Origin of the sequence: Streptomyces sp. NPDC002133 (genome assembly GCF_040296405.1) — a bacterium.
GTDB lineage: Bacteria > Actinomycetota > Actinomycetes > Streptomycetales > Streptomycetaceae > Streptomyces.
Map to the genome: position 1 here is coordinate 20,931 of NZ_JBEOXF010000011.1, position 20,101 is coordinate 41,031.

Genomic DNA, 20,101 nt, shown 5'->3' on the forward strand with positions numbered 1-20,101 from the left:
TACACCATGCGCCACTGGTCCTAGGCCGCTCGGCGGAGGGATCTCCGTCGGCCGCCCCCAGCGCGGCCTCGGGCCCGCGCCCGGCGTTGCGGCGCGGTCCCCTGCTGCGTGGGCGTTCATCAGGTTCGCTCCTTTCGTGGTGAAGCGGCCGACAGGAGAACGAGCAGGCCGGCCACTGCTCACGTGCGGTGGTCACTGCCCGGACGGGGCAGCGCCCCGCGCCACGGCGCGCAGCTCCACGCCCGCCCCGGTCACCGCGATCGCTCCGTCCCTGTCCGTACGGAGCACGGCCGCCCCATGGGCCCGCAGCGCGCCGACGGTACGGGGCGAGGGATGGCCGTACGGGTTGTCGTGTCCGCAGGAGATCAGCGCCAGCCGCGGCCGGGTGGCCGCCAGCAGGCCGGGGTGCTGGAACGCCGAGCCGTGGTGGGCGACCTTGAGGACGTCCACCGGCGGCAGCGCCGGGTGGGCCCGTATCAGCCCCTGCTGGGCGGGCGGTTCGACATCTCCCAGGAGGAGCAGCGAGGGGCCCTCCGCGGCCCGCACGAGCAACACCACGCTGGCGTCGTTCGGCCCTTCCGGCGGAGGCCCCGGTCCGGGCGCCGGCCACAGCACACGCCAGTCCAGCCGGCCCACGCGGCGCCGCTCCCCCGGCGCCGCGCGGACGACCGGCACACCGGCCTCGGCCGCCGTGCGCCGCACGAACGCCGCCTGGTCGTGCGGCTCCTCGAGCGTCGTCGTCTGTACCGCTCCGACCGCCCTGCCACGCAGCGCCCCCGACAGCCCCGCCACATGGTCGGCGTGAAAGTGCGTCAGCAGCAGGAGCGGAATGCGCGTGACGCCCAGCTCCCGCAGGCACCGGTCGGTGAGCAGCGGGTCCGGCCCGGCGTCCACGACCACCGCCGTGCCGTCCGCTGCCGCGAGCACCGTGGCGTCGCCCTGTCCCACGTCGCACATCGCGAACGCCCATCCCGGCGGCGGCCATCCGGTGACGATCCGGGTGAGCGGCGCGGGGCGCACCACCGCCAGCAGAAGCAGCAGGACACAGGCGGCGGCCGGCCAGGGGTGGCGGGCCAGCACGCGCACGGCCAGGACCGCCGCCGCGCTGACCGCGGCGAGCAGCAGCCCGCCGCGCCAGCCGCCCGGCCAGTCCACCTCGGCGCCGGGCAGCGCCGCGCCCGCACGGGCGACCCCGGCGATCCACTCGGCCGGCCAGCCCGCGCACCGGGCCACCACCTCGGCCACGGGCATGGCCACCGGAGCCAGGGCGAGCGACGCGAAACCCAGGACCGTGGCGGGCGCGACCGCGAGCTCGGCGAACAGGTTGCAGGGGATCGCCACGAGGCTGACCCGCGCCGCGAACACGGCAACCACCGGGGCGCACAGCACCTGCGCCGCGGCAGCCGCTGCGAGGGCCTCCGCCGGCCGCCCCGGCACGCCGCGCCGCCGCAGCGCCTCGCTCCAGCGCGGGGCGATGGTCAGCAGGGCGGTCGTGGCCAGCACCGACAGCAGGAAGCCATAGGTGCGGGCCAGCCACGGGTCGTACAGCACGAGCAGCAGCACCGCCCCGGCGAGGGCCGGAACCAGTGATCTGCGGCGGCCCGTTCCGACGGCGAGCAGGGTGATCAGGCCGCAGGCCGCTGCCCTGAGCACACTCGGGTCGGGTCTGCACACCACCACGAAGGCGATCGTGAGCGCACCGCCGAGCAGCGCCGTCGTCCGGAGCGAGATGCCCAACCTGGGTGCCAGCCCGCCACGTTCCGCCCGCAGGGCCGTGCCGGGAGGACCGATGAGCAGGAACAGGACGAGAGTGAGGTTGCTGCCCGAAACGGCCAGCAAATGGGTGAGATCCGTCGCCTGGAAGGCGTCATGCAGCTCCGGCCCGATACGGGAGGTGTCGCCGACGACCAGTCCGGGGAGCAGCGCACGGGCGTCCGGTTCGAGTCCGTCGGTCGCCCGGCGCAGCCCGGCACGCAGCTTCCCGGCCGTCCGCTGCAGCTCCGTCGGCGGACCGGTGACACGGGGCGGCCCTGCGCCCGGCACCCTCAGAACGGCGGCGAACCTGCCTTCCCCTTCCAGCGGCGGCTCGGACCTGGCGGACAGACCCAGCCGCGTCGAGGGCAGCAGCCGTAACCACTCCCCGGCCGCCGCACCCGGCCTCGCGATCACCAGGACCGGTGCCCTGGTGGCGACGGCGGACCCGTCGGACCTGGTCACCCTGGTGACCTTCGCTTCCAGAGCGACCGCCGCTCCCGTCATGTGGTTGCCCCGGACACGCGGCCGGATCGTGCGCGGATCGCCCGTGACCGTCAGCTCCACGGTGAGGCGGCCGTACTGGCGCGCCGCATCCGGCACCGGCCCCCGGTACAGATCCGCTCCGCGCAGCCCGCCCGCCGCCGCACCCGCGGCGGCGCAGAGGAGCACCGCGGCGGCTGCGACGCGGTTCCCCGAGCCGGGCCGGGACCGCCGTCGTACGGCTCGCACCAGCACAGGCACGAGGAGCAGCGCGGCCGAGGCGAGGCACAGCACCACCATCGTGGCCGGCCAGGGCGGTCGTGCGGCCAGGGCGACGGCTGCCGCACCCCATGCCGCCAGTGCGGGGAGGACCAGGCGGAGGTCGAGCGGACCTTCCTGCCGGGGGTCGGACGTGCCGAGCCGGTGCCCGGCCCCGGTGTGAACGTCCGGGGGCGTCATGGCCGCACCAAGGTCTGAAGGTCCGCGAATCGGCGCTCGCCGATCCCCTTGACCTCGCGGAGCTCGTCCACGGAACGGAAACCGCCGTGCTCGGTGCGGTAGTCGACGATGTGCTGGGCGAGCACCGGTCCGACGCCCGGCAGGGTGTCGAGCTGCTCGGCCGTCGCGGAGTTCAGGCTGATCGGCCCCGCGGCCGGTCCGGTCGCGGCACCGCCCGCCTGTCCCGGAGCAGGCGTACCCATCCCCGGAGGGACACCCACGATCACCTGTTCGCCGTCCATGAGCACCCTGGCCCGGTTGAGCCCGGTGATGTCCGTACCGGCCTTGACGCCGCCCGCCGCACGCAGGGCGTCCTCGACCCGTGAACCGGCGGGCAGCCGGAGCACTCCCGGCCGCCGTACCCTGCCACTCACATCGACGACGATCCGCGCGCCGGTCCCGGCCGTGGGCGGCCTCGCCGGGGGCAGCGGTCCGGGCGTGGGCTCCGGCTCCGGCCCGACCGGCGCGGCCGGAGCCGGACGGCCCTCCCGGACCAGCTCCGGGGCCCGCACCGGCTCCGGCCGACCGGCCCAGAAGTGCTGCACGGCAAACCCGACGCCGAACACCAGCACGACCGCCAGCGCCGCCAGGGTCCTCGGCTCCAAGCCGCATCTCAGCTGGACCCACAGGGGCAGCCGCTCCCGCAGCGCGAGCCGTCCACGCTCGCGCACGGATAGCTCGGGCGTGGACCGCCCCGGATCGTCCCGCTCGGGCTCAGACGGCCGGGGCAGCGACCGGGGCCCTGCCGTCGTCTCTCCCGGTGTTCCAGGCGCGCGCGGCGCCACCTGTGCTTCCGGTCCCGCCTGCGCTCGCGGCGCCTCCCGTGCTCCCGGCGCTCCCGGCGCTCCCGGTGTCTCTCGACCCTGCGGGCCCGCCGACGCCGGCCCGTCGGCTGTGGCGCCAATGCCCGGCGCATGGAACAGCGCGTCCGCACGCCGCCGCAGAACCGATCCCGATGCCGACTGCGACGACCGGGACAGAGACTGGGACGGTGCCGGCGACGGCGACGGCCTCGCGTCCGGCGAGGGGATCGACGAGGTGGCTGCCGGGCTCTGTCGTGTCGACCGCAACAGCCGCCTTCTGTCACGGACACGGCCGTCCGAGGCCGGGGCGCGGCCCGGCCCACTCGTCGCGGAGCGTGATCGGTACGTCATGCCACACGACGTTAGGCAGGTCCGCCCATGCCCGCCGAGCAGCATCAAATCCTGTGGACGGCCGCCTCGTTGTGGACAACTCCGTCACCCGCAGGAGCGGCTCACCGCGGTGAGACCACGGCCCCGAGGAGCCCGGGCCCCGTGTGGGCGCCGATCACCGCGCCGACCTCACTGACGTGCAGTTCCGCGAGGTGGGGCAGCCGCTCGCGGAGCCGCTCCGCGAGGGCGGACGCCCGCTCGGGCGCGGCGAGATGGTGCACAGCGATGTCGACCCGACCCGCGCCCGCGCGTTCGGTGACGATCTCCTCGAGCCGGGCGATCGCCTTCGACGCCGTGCGGACCTTCTCCAGCAGTTCGATCCGGCCTCCGTCGAGCTGAAGCAGTGGCTTCACCGCGAGCGCCGAGCCGAACAGGGCCTGCGCCGTGCCGATGCGCCCGCCGCGGCGCAGATAGTCGAGGGTGTCCACGTAGAAGTAGGCGGACGTGCGCGCGGCCCGCTTCTCGGCGGCCGCCACCGCCTCGTCCAGCGTGCCGCCTCCATCCACCGCCTCCGCCGCGGCGAGCGCGCAGAACCCGAGGGCCATCGCGACCATGCCAGTGTCCACGACCCGCACCGGAACGGGGGCCTCGCGCGCCGCCAGCACCGCCGCGTCGTAGGTCCCGGAGAACTCGGAGGACAGATGCAGGGAAACGATCTCTGCCGCACCGGCCTCCGCCGTCGCCCGGTAGGTCGCGGCGAACGTCTCGGGGCTTGGCCGGGACGTGGTCACGGGACGTCGTTTCTGCAGCGCGAGCGCGAGTGAGCGGGCCGAGATCTCGGTGCCCTCCTCGAGGGCCTGGTCGCCGAGCACGACGGTCAGCGGTACCGCCGTGATGCCATGCCGCTCCATCGCCTGTGGCGGCAAGTAGGCCGTGGAATCGGTGACGATCGCGACATGGCGGGACATGAGCGGGAGGTTACCCGCAGGGGGCGCCGCACGGCAGCCCGACCCCGCGCTCCCGGTCGGGTTCCGCTCTGCGGCCCCCTCCGCCGGCGGCGGGTCGTCAACCGCCTCCGAACCCTGCTCTGCGCCCCCGCACATACCCGCAGCCCGGCACCGACACGCATTCCGTTTCTGCTCCGCGCCAACCAGGATGCCGACTTCTTCGCAGCTCGCGGGCAACGCTACCTGGCGCACGGGCGGCCAACGCCGCCCCGTCCCGCCGTCGCGCGGGCTCGTCAGTTCGTCGTCTCCGGGCGCGCCGACTTCTGCCACGAGTATGTCGACGGCCGGCGCGGATCGCGCGCGGTGATCGCCTGCGGCCCCGGTGCGTCGGCCTCGGGCCCCGCCGCCGGTGCCTGCGACGACGCCGTCTCCGATGCCGGTGCCGCACCAGGAGCCGGCTCGGGCGCCGGGTACGCCGCCGCGGGCTCCGAGGCGGACACCGGTGCGGAAACCGGTCCCGAGGCCGCTTCGGCCGCCCAGTCCGGCTCCGTCCTGGACCAGTCCCGCAGCGCCCCCGCCTCCACGTCGATCTGTGCGCTCAGCGCCTCCAGGTCGTCCTCCGCGAACGCCCGCGCGCGGTCCCGGGCCGCCCACCGCAGCGACTCCGCGGAGTGCGTGACCCGCTCCACCCGCTCGCGCAACTCCGGAAGCCGCTCCACGATCCGGCTCCGGTCGGGCTCCCGCTCCAGCCGCCTCAGCTCGTCGTCCAGGTCACGCCCGTGCACGCTCAGCCGCTCGAAGAGGCCCACCGACTCCTTCAGCGACATGTCCTCGGCCACGCCCGCGGCCAGCGCGTCCTGCGTGGCCTTCATCGACGTCCGCAGCCGCAGCCGCAGCTGGGCCAGCTCGCCGTTCACACCGGCCTGCCCGAGGCTCTTCGCCCGCAGTGTCGTGTCCTCGACCGTGCGACGGGCCTGGGTGATCGTCCGGTCGACACCGCGCTTGGCCGCACCGATCACCTTGACGCTCACGTACACCCCGAGCGCCACGAACGCGACGAAGAGCAGCGCCAGGATGAGGATTACGGCTTCCATGGGGCGCCCTCCGGACTCGCGGGCCTGGTGCCCGTGCAGTGTGTTCCTCCACCGTAAACGCAAAGGGCAGGCCGAGGGTTCCAGCGGAACCCTCAACCTGCCCGTAGGGGGTGACCCCGATGCGCCGCTATGCGGGGACGATGTTCACCAGCTTCGGCGCACGCACGATCACCTTCCGGATCCCCGCGCCGCCCAGCGCCGCGGTGACCGACGCGTCACCCAGTGCCAGCGCCTCCAGCTCCGCGTCCGTGATCGACGGGGAGACCTCCAGGCGCGCCTTGACCTTGCCCTTGATCTGCACGACGCAGGTCACGGTCTCGTCCACGACGTACGCCGGGTCGGCGACCGGGAAGCCCTGGTGCACCACGGAGTCCGTGTGCCCCAGCCGGCGCCACAGCTCCTCGGCGATGTGCGGCGCCAGCGGCGCGACCAGCAGGACCAGCCGCTCCGCGACCGATCGCGCGACGGGGCCGCCCGTCTTCGTCAGGTGGTTGTTCAGCTCGGTGATCTTGGCGATGGCGGTGTTGAAGCGCATCGCCTCCATGTCCTGGCCCACGCCGTCGATGGCCTTGTGCAGCGCGCGCAGCGTCGCCTCGTCCGGCTCGTCGTCCACGACGGTGACCTCGCCGGTCGACTCGTCGACGACGTTCCGCCACAGGCGCTGCAGCAGCCGGTACTGGCCGACGACCGCGCGGGTGTCCCACGGCCGGGAGACGTCCAGGGGGCCCATCGCCATCTCGTACAGGCGCAGGGTGTCGGCACCGTACTCCACGGCGATCTCGTCGGGAGTGACGGCGTTCTTCAGGGACTTGCCCATCTTGCCCAGCTCGCGCTTGACCGGCTCGCCGTCGAGGAAGGACGCGCCGTCCCGCTCCTCGACCTCGGCGGCCGGCACCGGGAAGCCACGGCTGTCCCGGTAGACGTACGCCTGGATCATGCCCTGGTTGTACAGCTTGTGGAACGGCTCTGCGGACGAGACGTGCCCCAGGTCGAACAGCACCTTGGACCAGAAGCGGGCGTACAGCAGGTGCAGCACGGCGTGCTCGGCGCCGCCCACGTACAGGTCGACGCCGCCGTGCGGCTGCCCCTCGCGCGGGCCCATCCAGTACTGCTCGATCTCGGGGTCGACCAGCTTCTGCTCGTTGTGCGGGTCCAGGTAGCGCAGCTCGTACCAGCACGAACCGGCCCAGTTCGGCATCGTGTTGGTCTCGCGGCGGTACCTCTTCGGGCCGTCGCCCAGGTCCAGCTCGACGTTGACCCACTCCTCGTCGCGGGACAGCGGGGTCTCGGGCTGGGTGTCGGCGTCGTCCGGGTCGAACGTGCGCGGCGAGTAGTCGTCGACCTCCGGCAGTTCCAGCGGCAGCATCGACTCGGGCAGCGCGTGGGCGACACCGTCCTCGTCGTACACGATCGGGAAGGGCTCGCCCCAGTAGCGCTGCCGGCTGAACAGCCAGTCCCGCAGGCGGAAGTTGATGGTTCCCTCGCCGATACCGCGCCCGGTCAGCCACTCGGTGATCTTCGCCTTGGCCTCGGCGACACCCAGACCGTCCAGCGAGATCTCGTCGTTCGACGAGTTGATCGCCGGTCCCGTGCCGGTGTACGCCTCGCCCTCCCAGCCGTCCGGCGGCTGCACGGTACGGATGATGGGCAGGCCGAAGGCCTCGGCGAACTCCCAGTCGCGCTCGTCCTGGCCGGGGACGGCCATGATGGCGCCGGTGCCGTAGCCCATCAGGACGTAGTCGGCGACGAAGACCGGGATCCGGGCGCCGGTGACGGGGTTCAGGGCGTACGTACCGGTGAAGACGCCCGTCTTGTCCTTGTGCTCGGTCTGCCGCTCGACGTCGCTCTTGGTCTGCGCCTGCTTGCGGTACGCGGCGACGGCCTCGGCCGGGGTGGCGGCGCCGCCCGTCCATGCCTCCCGTACGTCCTGCGGGATGTCCTGCGGCCATTCGGCGGGCAGGATCGAGTCGATCAGGCCGTGCTCGGGCGCCAGGACCATGTAGGTGGCGCCGAACAGCGTGTCGGGGCGGGTGGTGAAGACCGTCATCGGCTCGCCCTCGTGGCCCTCGACCGAGAAGTCGACGCGCGCGCCCTCGCTGCGGCCGATCCAGTTGCGCTGCTGCAGCTTGATCGCCTCGGGCCAGTCCAGCGCGTCCAGGTCGTCCAGCAGCCGGTCGGCGTATGCGGTGATGCGCATGTTCCACTGGCGCAGATTGGCCTTGAAGACGGGGAAGTTGCCGCGCTCCGAGCGGCCGTCGGCGGTGACTTCCTCGTTCGCCAGAACGGTGCCCAGCCCGGGGCACCAGTTGACGGGGGCGTCGGAGGCGTACGCCAGGCGGTATTCACCCAGCACTGCGGCCCGCTCGACGGCGCTCAGCTCGTTCCAGGGGCGCCCGGACGGCGTCGCGCGCTCCCCGCTCTCGAACTGCGCCACCAGGTCGGCGATCGGACGGGCCTTCTTCGCCTCGTCGTCGTACCAGGAGTTGAAGATCTGCAGGAAGATCCACTGGGTCCACTTGTAGTAGTCCGGGTCGATCGTGGCGAACGACCGGCGCTTGTCGTGGCCCAGGCCCAGCCGGCGCAGCTGGACCTTCATGTTCTCGATGTTGGCCTCGGTGGAGATCCGCGGGTGCGTGCCGGTCTGGACGGCGTACTGCTCGGCGGGCAGGCCGAAGGCGTCGAAGCCCAGGGTGTGCAGGACGTTGTGGCCGGTCATCCGCTGGTGCCGGGCGTAGACATCGGTCGCGATGTAGCCCAGCGGGTGTCCGACGTGCAGGCCCGCACCCGAGGGGTACGGGAACATGTCCATGATGAACTTCTTGGGACGGGCCGCGGCGGCCGGGTCACCCGCCAGGTCACCGCTCGGGTTGGGCGCCTCGTACGTACCGTCGGCGTCCCAGAAGTCCTGCCAGCGTGCCTCGATCTCGGCAGCCATGGCCGCCGTGTAGCGGTGCGGTGCGGCCACCTCGGCAGAGGGGGCCCCACCCGAGCCGAAGGCGGCGGGGGAGGAATTCGTCTCGCTCATGATCCCTAAAGCTCCATCGATCGTCTCTGCCGGCGTTTCCCGGAACGGGCTGTGCCCACAAACAAAAGGACCCCTCGCACAGGAGGGGACGCCGCGCCGATTCCGACCGGACGATTCACCGGTCGGGACTGATCAGCGCGGCCCGCTAAGCAGAAGGCGTACGGCACGCATGGCGCCAGGGTACCGCAGGGCCGGTACGGGCTGCATCGAGCGTCCGGGCGCTCCAGGCGCTCCAGGCGCTCCAGGCGGTCGGTCCGGTCGGCGCGGTCGGCGCGGTCGGGAGCGAACGCGATTCGGCCACAACATGAACGTGATCCGATGCCACCCGAACACGATCGGGACCGTTCCGCCCTCCGGGTTACTCGGCGTATCGCCCCTATCCGGGGCAACCCCAAAGTCAGTTGCCGGTCAGGCTGACCACTAAACGAGCATTCCTCGTACTGCTTGGTATGGCTCGACCTAGCATGCGAACCACGGGACCGCTTTCCCGCACCACTCGGAGTCGCCCCCATGAAGCCTCATCGCAAGATCCGTTCGTCGCCCGGACCGAACCCAGGCCTGAGCCGGCAGGTGCAGGGCGGGCTGAGTGCCGCCGCTCTTGTGCTCCTCCCCCTGCTCGCCATCGGCGGCAGTGACGCGTTCCGCGCCGCGCTGGACTTCACCACCGGAGTCCTCTCCCTGGTATCACTCACGGCCTCGGTCGCCTGGGGGCTGATAGCCACCGACCGGCTGCTGCTCTCCACCCGCCATCGGCTGCTCGCCCAAGGCATCCACCGGGCAACGGCGGTCGCCTCGCTCGGATTTCTCCTGCTGCACGCCACGGTCAAGGTCTCGCTCGGACACGTCGAACTGCTCGGCGCGCTGATCCCGTTCGGCCTCGGTGTCACCGGCACGTCCGGCCTCATCGGCTTCGGCTCCCTGGCCGGACTGCTGATGGTCGTCGCCGGCTCGACGGGCGCTGCGCGCAGCGCGCTCGCCGGCAACATCCGGACCGCCGCCCGCTGGCGGGCCCTGCACATGCTGGCGTACCCGGCATGGTGCTCGGCGCTGGTGCACGGCCTCTACACGGGTCGCCCCGCGGCCACCTGGGTGGTCGTCATGTACTCCCTTGCGCTGACCGGTGTCGCCGGTGCCGTCGCCCTGCGGCTGCTGCCGCCCCAGACACAGCGGCGCATCGCCGAGCGGCTCATCGCCCTGCTCGGGTCCGGCGGCCGCGTCGCGGGCGAGGCCCCCGAGCGGGCCCAGCGCGACCTGTCGGTCACCCCTCTGCCCGGCACCTCGGCCGACGCCTCGCAGTTCCAGTACGAGCGCGAGTTCCCGCGGCAGCGTCCGGCCGGCGCCGACGAGACGCTGGGCCGGTCGATCGGCCGGCCCCTGGGGCCGCCGCTCGGGGCCCCCATGGGGCAGCCACTGGCCCCGCCCCGCGGGGAGCCCCTGCGCATCCCCGCTCCCGCCCCACCGCTCTACGAAGCGGCGCCGCCCCCGTCCGCCGAGCCGGCCACGGCCGCGGGGTCCTTCCCCGGAGCCGGCGCGGTGACCGGCCGGCCGCTGTCCGGTGAAGGCCCCGGAACCGGGATCTCCGCCGCCTACCGCGCCGTCTCACTGGGCGGTGACGCCACTGCCCGTGCGACAGGGGCGACGGCCCGTACGCCAGGGGCGGCACCCGCGTCCTCGGGCGAGATCCCCCTCGCCGAGCGCATCCCCATGACCGAGGAGCTCCCCGTGGTGGACGAATCCGGTCCCCGCCCCGAGTTCTGGCCGACCCCTTCCCCGCCGCCCCCCGGACAGGCGTTCCCCCCGCCGGCCGCGTCCTCGCGATACGAGACGGGTGTCCCCTACGAGACCGGCCCCACGCCCCAGTACACCGACCCGTACGACCCGGGGCCGGCGTCCCCGTACGCCGGCGGCTACGACGGCCCGCCACCCACCTCCCCGCTCCCCCGCTCGCTCGACGACACCCAGCCGTCGCCCGGCCCGCTCTATCCACCCCAGGCCGGGGAGCCCTGGAACGCACCCGCAGGAGACCGACCGTGAACACCCCCCTCCCCGATGTCCCCGAAGTCCGCGTCGTCGGCCTCCCCCAGCTGACCCAGGGCTTCGATCTGGTCGAGCGCCTCGACCTCTCCATGCACCTGAAGGTGCACGGACCGCTCGAACCCATGACCGGAGAGCTGCTCGCCCAGCTCGCCGAGGGCATATCCCTGCGAGGCCGCGGCGGCGCCGGCTTCCCTTTCGGCCAGAAACTGCGGGCCGTGGCCAAGGCGTCGATCCGGCGCGGAGTGCGGCCTGTCGTCGTGATCAACGGCAGTGAGGGCGAGCCTGCCTGCCGCAAGGACACCGTTCTGCTCAACCGGGCGCCGCATCTCATCCTGGACGGCGCCCTGCTGGCGGCCGAGGCGCTGGGCGCCCGCACGCTGATCGTGGCGGTGACCCGTAACTCCACGGAGATCTCCATGCGAGCGGCGCTCGCCGAACGTGGGCTGTCGGACCGGCGTGGCCAGCAGTTGCGCGCACGGGTGCAGCGCAACCCCGAGCGCATGGTCTCCGGGGAGGCATCAGCGGTCATCCGGGCCATCGGCGGCGGCCCTGCGCTGCCCCCGGGTCGCCGCGAGCGCGCATCGGACTCGGGTGTCGCCGGGGCGCCGACCCTCCTGTCGAACGCGGAGACGTTCGCGCAGCTGGCCGTCGCCGCCCGTATCGGCGCGCGCCGGTACAGCCACACGGGGCTGGAGAACGAGCCGGGCACGGTGATGCTGACGGTATCCGGGGCGGTCGCGCGCCCCATGGTCATCGAGGTGCCGACCGGTGTCCCGATGCGGTACGTGCTCCAGCTGGCAGGCGCTCCGCCGGTCCCCCAGGGGGTGCTGACCGGCGGCTACCACGGCAACTGGATCGACGCCGCCGCCACACACGATGCCGTGATCTCGCGGGAGTCGCTGGCCAACGTGGGCGGCTCGCTGGGCGCGGGCGCGATCCTGCCGATCGGCCCTGACACCTGCCCCCTCGGGGAGGCGCAGCTCGTGGCCAACTGGCTCGCGGCCGAGACGGCCGGCCAGTGCGGTCCCTGCAAGCTGGGTCTGCCGGCGGCTGCGGGCGGACTTTCCGACGTGATCAACGGCGGCGGACCGGCCGCCCTGGAGGCGCTGCGCGAAGTGACCCAGGCGGTCAAGGGGCGGGGCGCGTGCAAGCATCCCGACGGTTCGGCGCGCTTCTTCGCCTCGACCCTGTCGGCATTCACGGACGACCTCGCCGCGCACGTCCTGCACGGCGGCTGCGGCCGCGAGACGGTCGGCGTGCTGCCGCTGCCCGTTCCCGGCTACCAGGAGGCCGAGGAGTCCATCCCGAGCGGTGAGAAGCTCGCCGTGGACTGGACTCTTTGCCAGGGCCACGGGATTTGCGCGGAGATCGTCCCCGAGCTGATCCGCATGGGCGCCGACGGGTATCCGTCGGTGGCGGAGGCCGCGGTGCCGATGCATGTGCGCGGGCGTGCGCAGCGGGCGGTTCGCCGCTGCCCAGCGCTCGCGCTCCGTATCGAGCAGGCACCCTCCACGCGCCCGGCGTTGCCGAGCAGCGACCGCAAGGCCCTTGGCAGCGGCCGGGGTTGACGGGAGACGCAGAAGAGGGCCATCCGGATCGGATGGCCCTCTTCCTGTGCTCTTACCGAGCTGCTGTGGAGCTAAGGAGAATTGAACTCCTGACCTCTTGCATGCCATGCAAGCGCTCTACCAACTGAGCTATAGCCCCTTGCTGTGTGCCGCCCCGTTCCCGGGTTTCCCCCGCGGCGACAGAGAGAACATTACACGGTCACCCCGGTGGTCCACCAAATCGTTTCCGGTCCGCACGACCCCACCCGGAGAGGTCCGGGTACGTCCCGCTTGGGGCAGGCGGTCAGCTCACGCCGTCGCGAACGAGTAGAACCGTTTCAGGGTGCAGTGCTCGTCGAGCAGCCGCCCGTAGATCGGCTCCCCCTCGAGCTCCCGGTACGTCTCGATGGGGTCGCCTTTTATGATCAGCGCCCGCGCGCACTCCTCGCACCAGTACTGGTACTCGGGGTTGACGGGGTCCATGTCGCGGACGATCGGCGTACCGCTGCCGCACCAGTCGCATTTCCGCCTGTGTGCACCCATCACTCAGCTCCAGCTGTGGCCGCAGGCCGTGCACACGTACGAGATACCTCCGTTGTCGCCGAGCACTTGGGCGACATGGGGCGAACCGCACGAGGGGCAGCTGAGGCGAGCTCTGGCCTCCGCAGCGGCGAGCAGGTCATCGTCCTCCTCGATGCTGCTACCGGGCATCGCCTCTCCCTCCCGTCCGGGCCGCCGTCCCCTCCGGCCGTCCCGATTCTGCCATGGCCCCGCAAGGGGGTCAGCGCTGTCTGCGGCACGAGACCGGCGGGAACGCAGAAATCCCGCCCCCCTGCGGGGACGGGATCCTGATGTCGAAGCTTGTGGAGCTAAGGAGAATTGAACTCCTGACCTCTTGCATGCCATGCAAGCGCTCTACCAACTGAGCTATAGCCCCTTGTGTTCTTCGCGCTGCGCGCTGCGAACAAGAAGAACCTTAGCCTGTGACCAGCCGGAAAGTGAAATCCGGCCGGTCCCTGGCTTGCCACGGGCCGCGATCGCCGAGCGGGCAACCTCCGAACGGCCTGCGAGCGACCTGCGAACAGCCCGCGAACGGCCTCGGGCGTCGTCGGCAGCCTCAGTCGTCGTCGCCGAGCACCGGCTCGGGCAGCGTGCCCGCGTTGTGCTCCAGCAGCCGCCAGCCGCGGGCGCCCTCGCCCAGCACGGACCAGCAGCAGTTGGACAGGCCGCCCAGGCTCTCCCAGTGGCGCGCCTCCAGGCCGAGCAGCCGGCCGATGGTGGTGCGGATCGTGCCGCCGTGGCTCACCACGACGAGCGTGCCGCCGGAGGGGAGCTTGTCGGCGTGGCCCAGCACGAAGGGGGCGGCGCGCTCGGCGACCTCGGTCTCCAACTCACCGCCGCCGCGGCGCACGGGCTCACCGCGCTTCCAGGCCGCGTACTGCTCGCCGTACTGCCCGATGATCTCGTCGTGGGTCAGCCCCTGCCACACGCCCGCGTAGGTCTCCCGCAGAGCGGCGTCGAAGGTGATGTCGTGTCGCGTGATCGACGCGAGCTGGTGGGCCGTGGCGACCGCCCGCTTCAGGTCGGACGCGATGATCGCGTCCGGCTTCAGCGAGGCCAGCAGCCGCGCGGCCCGGCGGGCCTGGTTGACGCCGGTCTCGGTCAGTTCGATGTCCGTCGAGCCCTGGAAGCGGCGCTCCAGATTCCATGCGGTCTGGCCGTGCCGCCACAGAACGATGCGGCGGCCCCTGCCGGGCCCCGTGTCCGTGCCGCTCAGCTCAGCTCACCGTCCGTCCCGCTGCCGTCGCCGACGAGCCGGGCGTGCTCCTCGGCCTTGCCGCGGGTCTTGACTGCGTCGTCGGGCAGCGGTAGCTCGGGGCAGTCCTTCCAGAGCCGCTCGAGGGCGTAGAAGACACGCTCCTCGCTGTGCTGGACGTGCACGACGATGTCGACGTAGTCGAGCAGGATCCAGCGCGCGTCGCGGTCGCCCTCGCGGCGCACCGGCTTGGCGCCGAGCTCCTTCAGGAGCTTCTCCTCGATCTCGTCGACGATCGACTTGACCTGGCGGTCACTGGGGGCGGAGGCGAGCAGAAAGGCATCCGTGATCGACAGCACGTCGCTGACGTCGTACGCGATGATGTCGTGCGCGAGCTTGTCCGCTGCCGCCTGGGCGGCGACGTTGATGAGCTCGAGAGAACGGTCCGTGGCGGTCACATGCAGGCTTTCGTCGGCGGTCAAGACCCCTCCAGGGTCTCACGGACCGCGGACAGCCCACGCAGTCATTGTCCCGGCGCCCCGCGCGGCGCCGGGACAGGTGCCCTGCTCGGCCTCATGATCAGCGGCCTTGCCCTGCTCCGCGATCAGCGCTCGGCCTCGTAGTCCCGGCCGAGGACGACCGTGACATCGGCGTTGGACGCCGCTTTGCCCTTCTCGACCGCGCTCTCCGGCAGGCCGAGGGTCTTGGCGACCTCCACGGCCTTCGCCTTCTGCGCCTCGTCACCGTAGGTGACCCGTGAGGACGACGCCGTGTCCGCCTTGCCCGCGTCGACGAACGCGTAGCCGCCGTTGACGAGGTCGATCCTGGCGGCTTCGGTGGCATCGCCGTCTCCGGAGGCGTTCCGCACGCCGACCCGAACCGCCGCGCCCTGCTCCGGGGCGCTGATCTTGCCGCCCAGGATGTCCTTGACGACGCTGTCGCTCGCCTCCTGACTGAGCGTGCCGTCCTGCTGGACGGGCAGCAGGGCGGTCTTGTAGTCGCCGCCCTTGGCGTACTCGGACAGCTTGGCGAGCGAGGCTCCCAGGTCCCTCTCGGGCAACGAGGGGTCGAGGATCTGCGCCAGGGTCTCGATGGTCACCGTCGCGCCCTTCGGGTCGCTCGAGACCTTGCGCATCACCCCGTACATCACCTGGCCGAAGCGCTGGAGCTGTTCGGCCTCGGCCTCGCCGGAGGCGCGGTAGGTGGCGTACCCGACGGCCATCCGGCCGTTGAGCGTCTGGTTCTCGCCCTTCTTCACCAGCGGCGGCTCACCCTTCTTGGCGGGCGGCACCTCGGCGTCGGTGTCGATGTCGATGCCGCCGACGAGTTCGACGAGGTTCTCCAGATAGGGGGTGTCGAGCCGCCAGGTGCCGGTGATCTTGGTGCCGAGCAGGGTGCCGATCGACTCACGGGTGCCGGTGGACCCGTCCTCGTCGACGGACTTGCCGAGGGTGGTGGCGGCGCCCTCGTCGTCGGCGACGGAGAGGGAGTTCGGCAGCAGGACCGTGGTGCCCTGTTTGGTGGTCTCGTTGTCGACGAGGAGGGCGGTGGAGGTGCCGCCCTGCTTGGTGTTGTGCAGATGGAGCACGATGACGTCGCGCTTCTGCGGTCCCGTTGCGGTGTTCTGGGCGGCGCCGGAGCCGGCGGCGCCGGGCAGTTTGTCCGTGTACCAGAGGTAGCCGACGCCGCCCGCCGCCACGAGGGCCAGGACGACGACGAGGGTGACGACCCGGTTGCGGCCGCGGCGCCTGGCCTCTTCTCGGCGCTCGGACCGGCTCTCGGTGAACTTGAGCCAGTCGATGACGTCCTCGGAGTCCTCGTCCGGCTCCTCGATGAACGAGAACTGTTCGGTCCGGTAGTCGCGGTCCTCACGGTCGCGGTACGCGCCGTCTCCACGGCCCGGACCCTCCGGTGCGGGGCGGCGCTGGCCGGGGACGGAGGCGGGGCCCTGCGGGGCCCGGGGGGCCGTCTGGGGCTGGGTCTGCTGCTGCGGGATGTTCCACTGCTGCGTGGTGTCGACGGCGGCCTGCTGGCCCGTGTCGTAGGTGTAGCCGTCGTAGCCGTAGCCCTGCTGCGTCTGATGGGCCTGGTTGGCCTGTGGGCCCTGGTTCGTTTGCCGGCCCTGGTGCGCAGGCGGGCCTTGGTTCGTTTGCTGCTGCTGCCCGTACGGGTCGTAGCCCTGCGGCTGCTGTGGCTGGGCATACGGGTCGTACCCGTAGCCCTGGTCCTGGTTCTGCTGCTGTTGCGACGGGTACGCTTCGTAACCCTGTGGCTGCTGAGAGTGGCGGGGCTGCTGGTAGACCGGCCGTCCGTATTCGTCGTAGCCGATGATCTGCGGCTGCTGCGGGTAATACGGGTCGTACGGGTTCTGCTGGTCGTTCACCGGTGCCCCTCTCCGTGGCTCAGTCGCCGCGGTACAACTGGCGCTTGTCGATGTAGCGCACCACACCGTCGGGCACCAGATACCAGACGGGGTCGCCCTGCGCGACCCTCGCCCGGCAGTCGGTGGACGAGATGGCCAGGGCCGGCACCTCCACCAGGGAGACACCCCCCTTGGGCAGTCCGTCGTCCGTCAGGTCGTGGCCGGGCCGGGTGACACCGATGAAGTGGGCGAGCGAGAAGAGCTCTTCGGCGTCCCGCCAGGTGAGGATCTGCGCGAGCGCATCGGCTCCGGTGATGAAGAAGAGATCCGAGTCGCTGTTGAGCTCCCGCAGGTCGCGCAGGGTGTCGATGGTGTACGTCGCCCCGCCGCGGTCGATGTCGATACGGCTGACCGAGAACTGCGGGTTGGACGCCGTGGCGATGACCGTCATCAAATAGCGGTCCTCGGCCGGAGAGACCGCCTTGTGGCCCTTCTGCCACGGCTGCCCGGTCGGAACGAACACCACCTCGTCGAGGTGGAACAGGGCGGCCACCTCACTGGCGGCCACCAGGTGTCCATGGTGGATCGGGTCGAATGTCCCGCCCATGACGCCGAGTCGGCGCTTGCCGCCCCTGGTAGGCAGTTCCTGCTGTCCCATGCCCATGCGTGCAGAGCCTACTGGTACGGCTGTGCGGTCGCGTATCAGCGGTCGCGGTTGAAGCGGGTGGTGATCCACAGCAGCAGGAGCAGCGCGCCGAGGGCGCCGAATCCGGTGAGGTAGGGGCTGAGGCTTTCGTGGTTGCCGCCGTGCTCGGCGCCTTCGGCGAGGGAGACAAGGTTGGCAGCAGTGCTGGCGAGACTCATCTTCAGCTGGACCTATCGATCGGGAGTCGGAGCGGAGACTTCGCGCACATCGTATGCGGGAGGGGCGGGCACGCTCACGTCGACTCAGTCGTTGTCACTTTCGCCCTCGCCGCCGGCGGTTCGACGGTGGCGCGGTGCACGCGTCGCCGGTGGCGTCCGCGTGGTTGTCCACAGGCTCCCGCGGCACCGCAACCCCAGCGCCTAGTCTGGGGTCTGTCAGGGGGACGGGTCAGTACTCGTAAGGAACAGGGGGCATCCGATGACCGACAGCAGTTCCGAGAATGTGCCGAGCAGGCAGCGCCGGCGCTTCCCGGAGATCTCTTCGCGGGCGTACGAGCATCCAGCGGACCGCTCCGCGCTCGTTGCCCTGCGCAAGCTCACCGGTTTCGACACCGTCTTCAAGGCGCTGAGCGGTCTGCTGCCCGAGCGCAGCCTGCGGCTGCTCTTCCTGTCGGACTCCGTCCGGGTGAGCGACGCCCAGTTCGCGCACCTCAACGCCATGCTGCGCGACGCCTGTTACATCCTGGACCTGGAGAAGGTCCCGCCGATGTATGTCACGCAGGACCCGAAGCCCAATGCGATGTGCATCGGGCTGGACGAGCCGATCATCGTCGTCACGACCGGGCTCGTGGAGCTGCTCGACGAGGAGGAGATGCGGGCGGTCGTCGGTCACGAGGTGGGACACGCCCTGTCCGGCCACTCGGTCTACCGCACCATCCTCCTCTTCCTCACGAGTCTGGCGCTCAAGGTCGCCTGGATCCCTCTCGGCAATGTCGCGATCATGGCGATCGTGACCGCACTGCGCGAGTGGTTCCGCAAGTCGGAGCTCTCGGCGGACCGGGCCGGGCTGCTGGTCGGCCAGGATCTCCAGGCGTCGATGCGTGGCCTGATGAAAATCGCCGGTGGCAACCATCTGCACGAGATGAACGTGGACGCGTTCCTCGAGCAGGCCGAGGAGTACGAGGCCGGCGGCGACCTGCGGGACTCCGTGCTGAAGATTCTCAACGTGCTGCCGCGCACGCATCCGTTCACCACGGTGCGCGCCGCCGAGCTGAAGAAGTGGGCCGAGAGCCGCGACTACCAGCGGATCATGGACGGCCACTACCCGCGCCGCACGGAGGACAAGGACACCTCGGTCACGGATTCCTTCCGCGATTCGGCATCCCACTACGCGGACTCGGTGCGGACCAGCAAGGATCCGCTGATGAAGCTGGTCGGGGACATAGCCGGAGGCGCCGGCGACCTCGGCGGCCGACTGCGCGACAAGTTCACGGGCACCGGCGGACCGGCCCGTGCGGACCGCAACGGCAGCAACGGCGGCAAGGACGCCGGAGGTCAGGCCGAGGGCTGAGCGCTGGGGGCGAGCGCGCCGCAGAGCCCGGCGGCGGCCCGGTCCGTCGCGTACGGGTCGGTCCCTGCCGGGCCCTCGCCGGTGGCCCGCTCGCCGGCGAGGAGCGGCTGCAGGGCCCCGGACGGGTCGGCAGAGCAGGCCATGGGTCCGGCCTGCACGTAGCTGAAGAGCAGCTCGGCGCGGTGGGTGCGCAGATCGTCGCGGTCGAAGCGGAAGTGCAGCTCGCGGCGGACGGTGAACAGCGAGGCGTCGTCCGCGCGCTGCTCGCCTGCGGAGGCAGCGCCATCCGCACCGGCTCCGGCCCCCGCTCCGGCCGGACGGAGCGCGTAGGCGAAGGTGTGGTCCGAGATCACTTCGAGGGCGTTGGGCCCGGCGTCATGAACGCGGAGCGCGCCCCGGACCCGCACCTCGGGGTCGGCGAGGGCGACCTTCGCCGGGTCGAAGCGCACCAACCAGCCGGTCGCCGCGTGCCGGCCGTCGTCCGCCGGGGCGGCGAGTGACTGGTCGAACTGCTGCAACTGGTCCGGGTCGAGCAGCACTCGTACCGGCCGTGCCGCAGCGCCGCTGAGCACATCGGGGTCGAGCGAGGACTCCACGAGGTAGTCCTTGGCGATGGTCAGCGCAGTCATGACCTGGTTTTCCGAGAAGTTCTTGGTGCGCAGGGCGGGCGGAAAGGCGATTCCGGCAGCTCCGGCACGGAACTGGGCGGCGGGGCTGTGTGCGTAGAGTCCGGCGGGCTCCCCGCCGGGCACGGGGCCCTCGGGGGCCAGAGGGACGACCGTGCTCCGCAGCGGTCCCGCGGGCTGGGAGGGCGGCGGCTGGTAGGGGTGGCGGACACCCAAGTAGATCGCGGTGCCGAAGGCGAGGGCGATCAGCAACACCAGCAGGAAGGCCTGCCTCGACCCGGTCCGCGCGCCCGAGCCCGGACGGCTGCGAACGGCCCTGGCGTGGTCGCCCATGCGCTCCTCGGCGGAGTACTCCTGGAGGCGGGCAGCACGGACGAACGATTCGTCGAAGACGACGGACCGGTACTCGTCCTCACCTCCGCCGGGGAGCCCCTCGGGCGGTTCCGGCGGTTCTCCGCGGCCTGCCATGACTTCTCCCGATCCCAACTCACCGATCGTGGTCAGTGCGCCACGCTCCGCCTCGCGCCGCAAGGCGCCGGGCAGGACATGTCCGTCAGGGGTTCACGCACGTGGACGAGTGAGAAGCCCCTTCTTGGGAGGGGTCACACCTTCAGAGTAGGTCGATC

Annotated in this window: 16 protein-coding genes and 2 tRNA genes; 3 read left to right on the forward strand and 15 right to left on the reverse strand. The window is 71.7% G+C overall.

The genetic code is table 11. The features are described 5' to 3' along the window. Positions 1 to 192: 192 nt before the first annotated feature. From ABT078_RS14665 to leuS, 5 genes are all read right to left on the reverse strand, one after another. Positions 193 to 2,694 carry a ComEC/Rec2 family competence protein gene (locus ABT078_RS14665; protein ID WP_351227498.1) on the reverse strand — a complete coding sequence of 834 codons (2,502 nt, stop codon included), beginning with the start codon at positions 2,692 to 2,694 and terminating at the stop codon, positions 193 to 195. Continuing rightward, entirely contained in the window at positions 2,691 to 3,404 is a 714-nt protein-coding gene (locus ABT078_RS42690) for a ComEA family DNA-binding protein (RefSeq protein ID WP_502981219.1), read from the reverse strand. Before ABT078_RS42690 ends, ABT078_RS14665 begins: the two co-directional genes overlap by 4 nt. Before the next feature lie 584 nt (positions 3,405 to 3,988). Then, positions 3,989 to 4,834, reverse strand: a complete 846-nt coding sequence (locus ABT078_RS14675) for a DegV family protein (RefSeq protein WP_351227501.1) — start codon at positions 4,832 to 4,834, stop codon at positions 3,989 to 3,991. 272 nt (positions 4,835 to 5,106) lie between these two features. Then, positions 5,107 to 5,907 carry a hypothetical protein gene (locus ABT078_RS14680; RefSeq protein ID WP_351227503.1) on the reverse strand — a complete coding sequence of 267 codons (801 nt, stop codon included), beginning with the start codon at positions 5,905 to 5,907 and terminating at the stop codon, positions 5,107 to 5,109. Between the two features lie 127 nt (positions 5,908 to 6,034). After that, complete coding sequence (leuS, locus tag ABT078_RS14685) at positions 6,035 to 8,932, reverse strand: leucine--tRNA ligase (protein ID WP_351227505.1); 2,898 nt, start codon at positions 8,930 to 8,932, stop codon at positions 6,035 to 6,037. Between the two features lie 510 nt (positions 8,933 to 9,442). Here leuS and ABT078_RS14690 point away from each other — a divergent pair. Next, positions 9,443 to 10,966, forward strand: a complete 1,524-nt coding sequence (locus tag ABT078_RS14690; protein WP_351227507.1) for a ferric reductase-like transmembrane domain-containing protein — start codon at positions 9,443 to 9,445, stop codon at positions 10,964 to 10,966. Beyond that, entirely contained in the window at positions 10,963 to 12,537 is a 1,575-nt protein-coding gene (locus ABT078_RS14695; protein ID WP_351227509.1) for an NADH-ubiquinone oxidoreductase-F iron-sulfur binding region domain-containing protein, read from the forward strand. The genes ABT078_RS14690 and ABT078_RS14695 overlap by 4 nt, the downstream gene beginning before the upstream one ends. 66 nt (positions 12,538 to 12,603) lie before the next feature. Here the strand turns inward: ABT078_RS14695 and ABT078_RS14700 are convergent. From ABT078_RS14700 to ABT078_RS14740, 9 genes are all read right to left on the reverse strand, one after another. Then, positions 12,604 to 12,676, reverse strand: a tRNA-Ala gene (locus ABT078_RS14700). A gap of 149 nt (positions 12,677 to 12,825) precedes the next feature. Further along, positions 12,826 to 13,059 (reverse strand): hypothetical protein, encoded by a 234-nt coding sequence (locus ABT078_RS14705; RefSeq protein ID WP_026277450.1) that lies wholly within the window; start codon positions 13,057 to 13,059, stop codon positions 12,826 to 12,828. Positions 13,060 to 13,062: 3 nt separating this feature from the next. Continuing rightward, positions 13,063 to 13,227 (reverse strand): hypothetical protein, encoded by a 165-nt coding sequence (locus ABT078_RS14710; protein ID WP_351227512.1) that lies wholly within the window; start codon positions 13,225 to 13,227, stop codon positions 13,063 to 13,065. A gap of 153 nt (positions 13,228 to 13,380) precedes the next feature. Beyond that, positions 13,381 to 13,453: transfer RNA gene (locus ABT078_RS14715), tRNA-Ala, on the reverse strand. Between the two features lie 180 nt (positions 13,454 to 13,633). After that, positions 13,634 to 14,293, reverse strand: a complete 660-nt coding sequence (locus tag ABT078_RS14720) for a histidine phosphatase family protein (RefSeq protein ID WP_351227704.1) — start codon at positions 14,291 to 14,293, stop codon at positions 13,634 to 13,636. Next, positions 14,290 to 14,730 carry a ribosome silencing factor gene (gene rsfS / locus ABT078_RS14725; protein ID WP_351227706.1) on the reverse strand — a complete coding sequence of 147 codons (441 nt, stop codon included), beginning with the start codon at positions 14,728 to 14,730 and terminating at the stop codon, positions 14,290 to 14,292. The genes ABT078_RS14720 and rsfS overlap by 4 nt, the downstream gene beginning before the upstream one ends. Positions 14,731 to 14,876: 146 nt before the next feature. Then, complete coding sequence (locus ABT078_RS14730; protein WP_351227514.1) at positions 14,877 to 16,655, reverse strand: LCP family protein; 1,779 nt, start codon at positions 16,653 to 16,655, stop codon at positions 14,877 to 14,879. Between the two features lie 19 nt (positions 16,656 to 16,674). Then, positions 16,675 to 17,292: a nicotinate-nucleotide adenylyltransferase gene (gene nadD / locus ABT078_RS14735; RefSeq protein ID WP_351227708.1), complete on the reverse strand. Its 618-nt coding sequence runs from the start codon at positions 17,290 to 17,292 to the stop codon at positions 16,675 to 16,677. Positions 17,293 to 17,336: 44 nt separating this feature from the next. Continuing rightward, complete coding sequence (locus ABT078_RS14740) at positions 17,337 to 17,498, reverse strand: hypothetical protein (RefSeq protein WP_351227516.1); 162 nt, start codon at positions 17,496 to 17,498, stop codon at positions 17,337 to 17,339. A 259-nt stretch (positions 17,499 to 17,757) separates the two neighbouring features. Here ABT078_RS14740 and ABT078_RS14745 point away from each other — a divergent pair, with 259 nt between their 5' ends. After that, positions 17,758 to 18,849, forward strand: a complete 1,092-nt coding sequence (locus tag ABT078_RS14745; protein WP_351227518.1) for a M48 family metallopeptidase — start codon at positions 17,758 to 17,760, stop codon at positions 18,847 to 18,849. Here the strand turns inward: ABT078_RS14745 and ABT078_RS14750 are convergent. Further along, the gene (locus tag ABT078_RS14750; RefSeq protein WP_351227520.1) at positions 18,834 to 19,943 is read right to left on the reverse strand and encodes an SCO2583 family membrane protein; all 1,110 of its coding nucleotides are present in this window, start codon (positions 19,941 to 19,943) and stop codon (positions 18,834 to 18,836) included. The two genes, ABT078_RS14745 and ABT078_RS14750, sit on opposite strands and share 16 nt — an antisense overlap. Between the last annotated feature and the right edge of the window lie 158 nt (positions 19,944 to 20,101).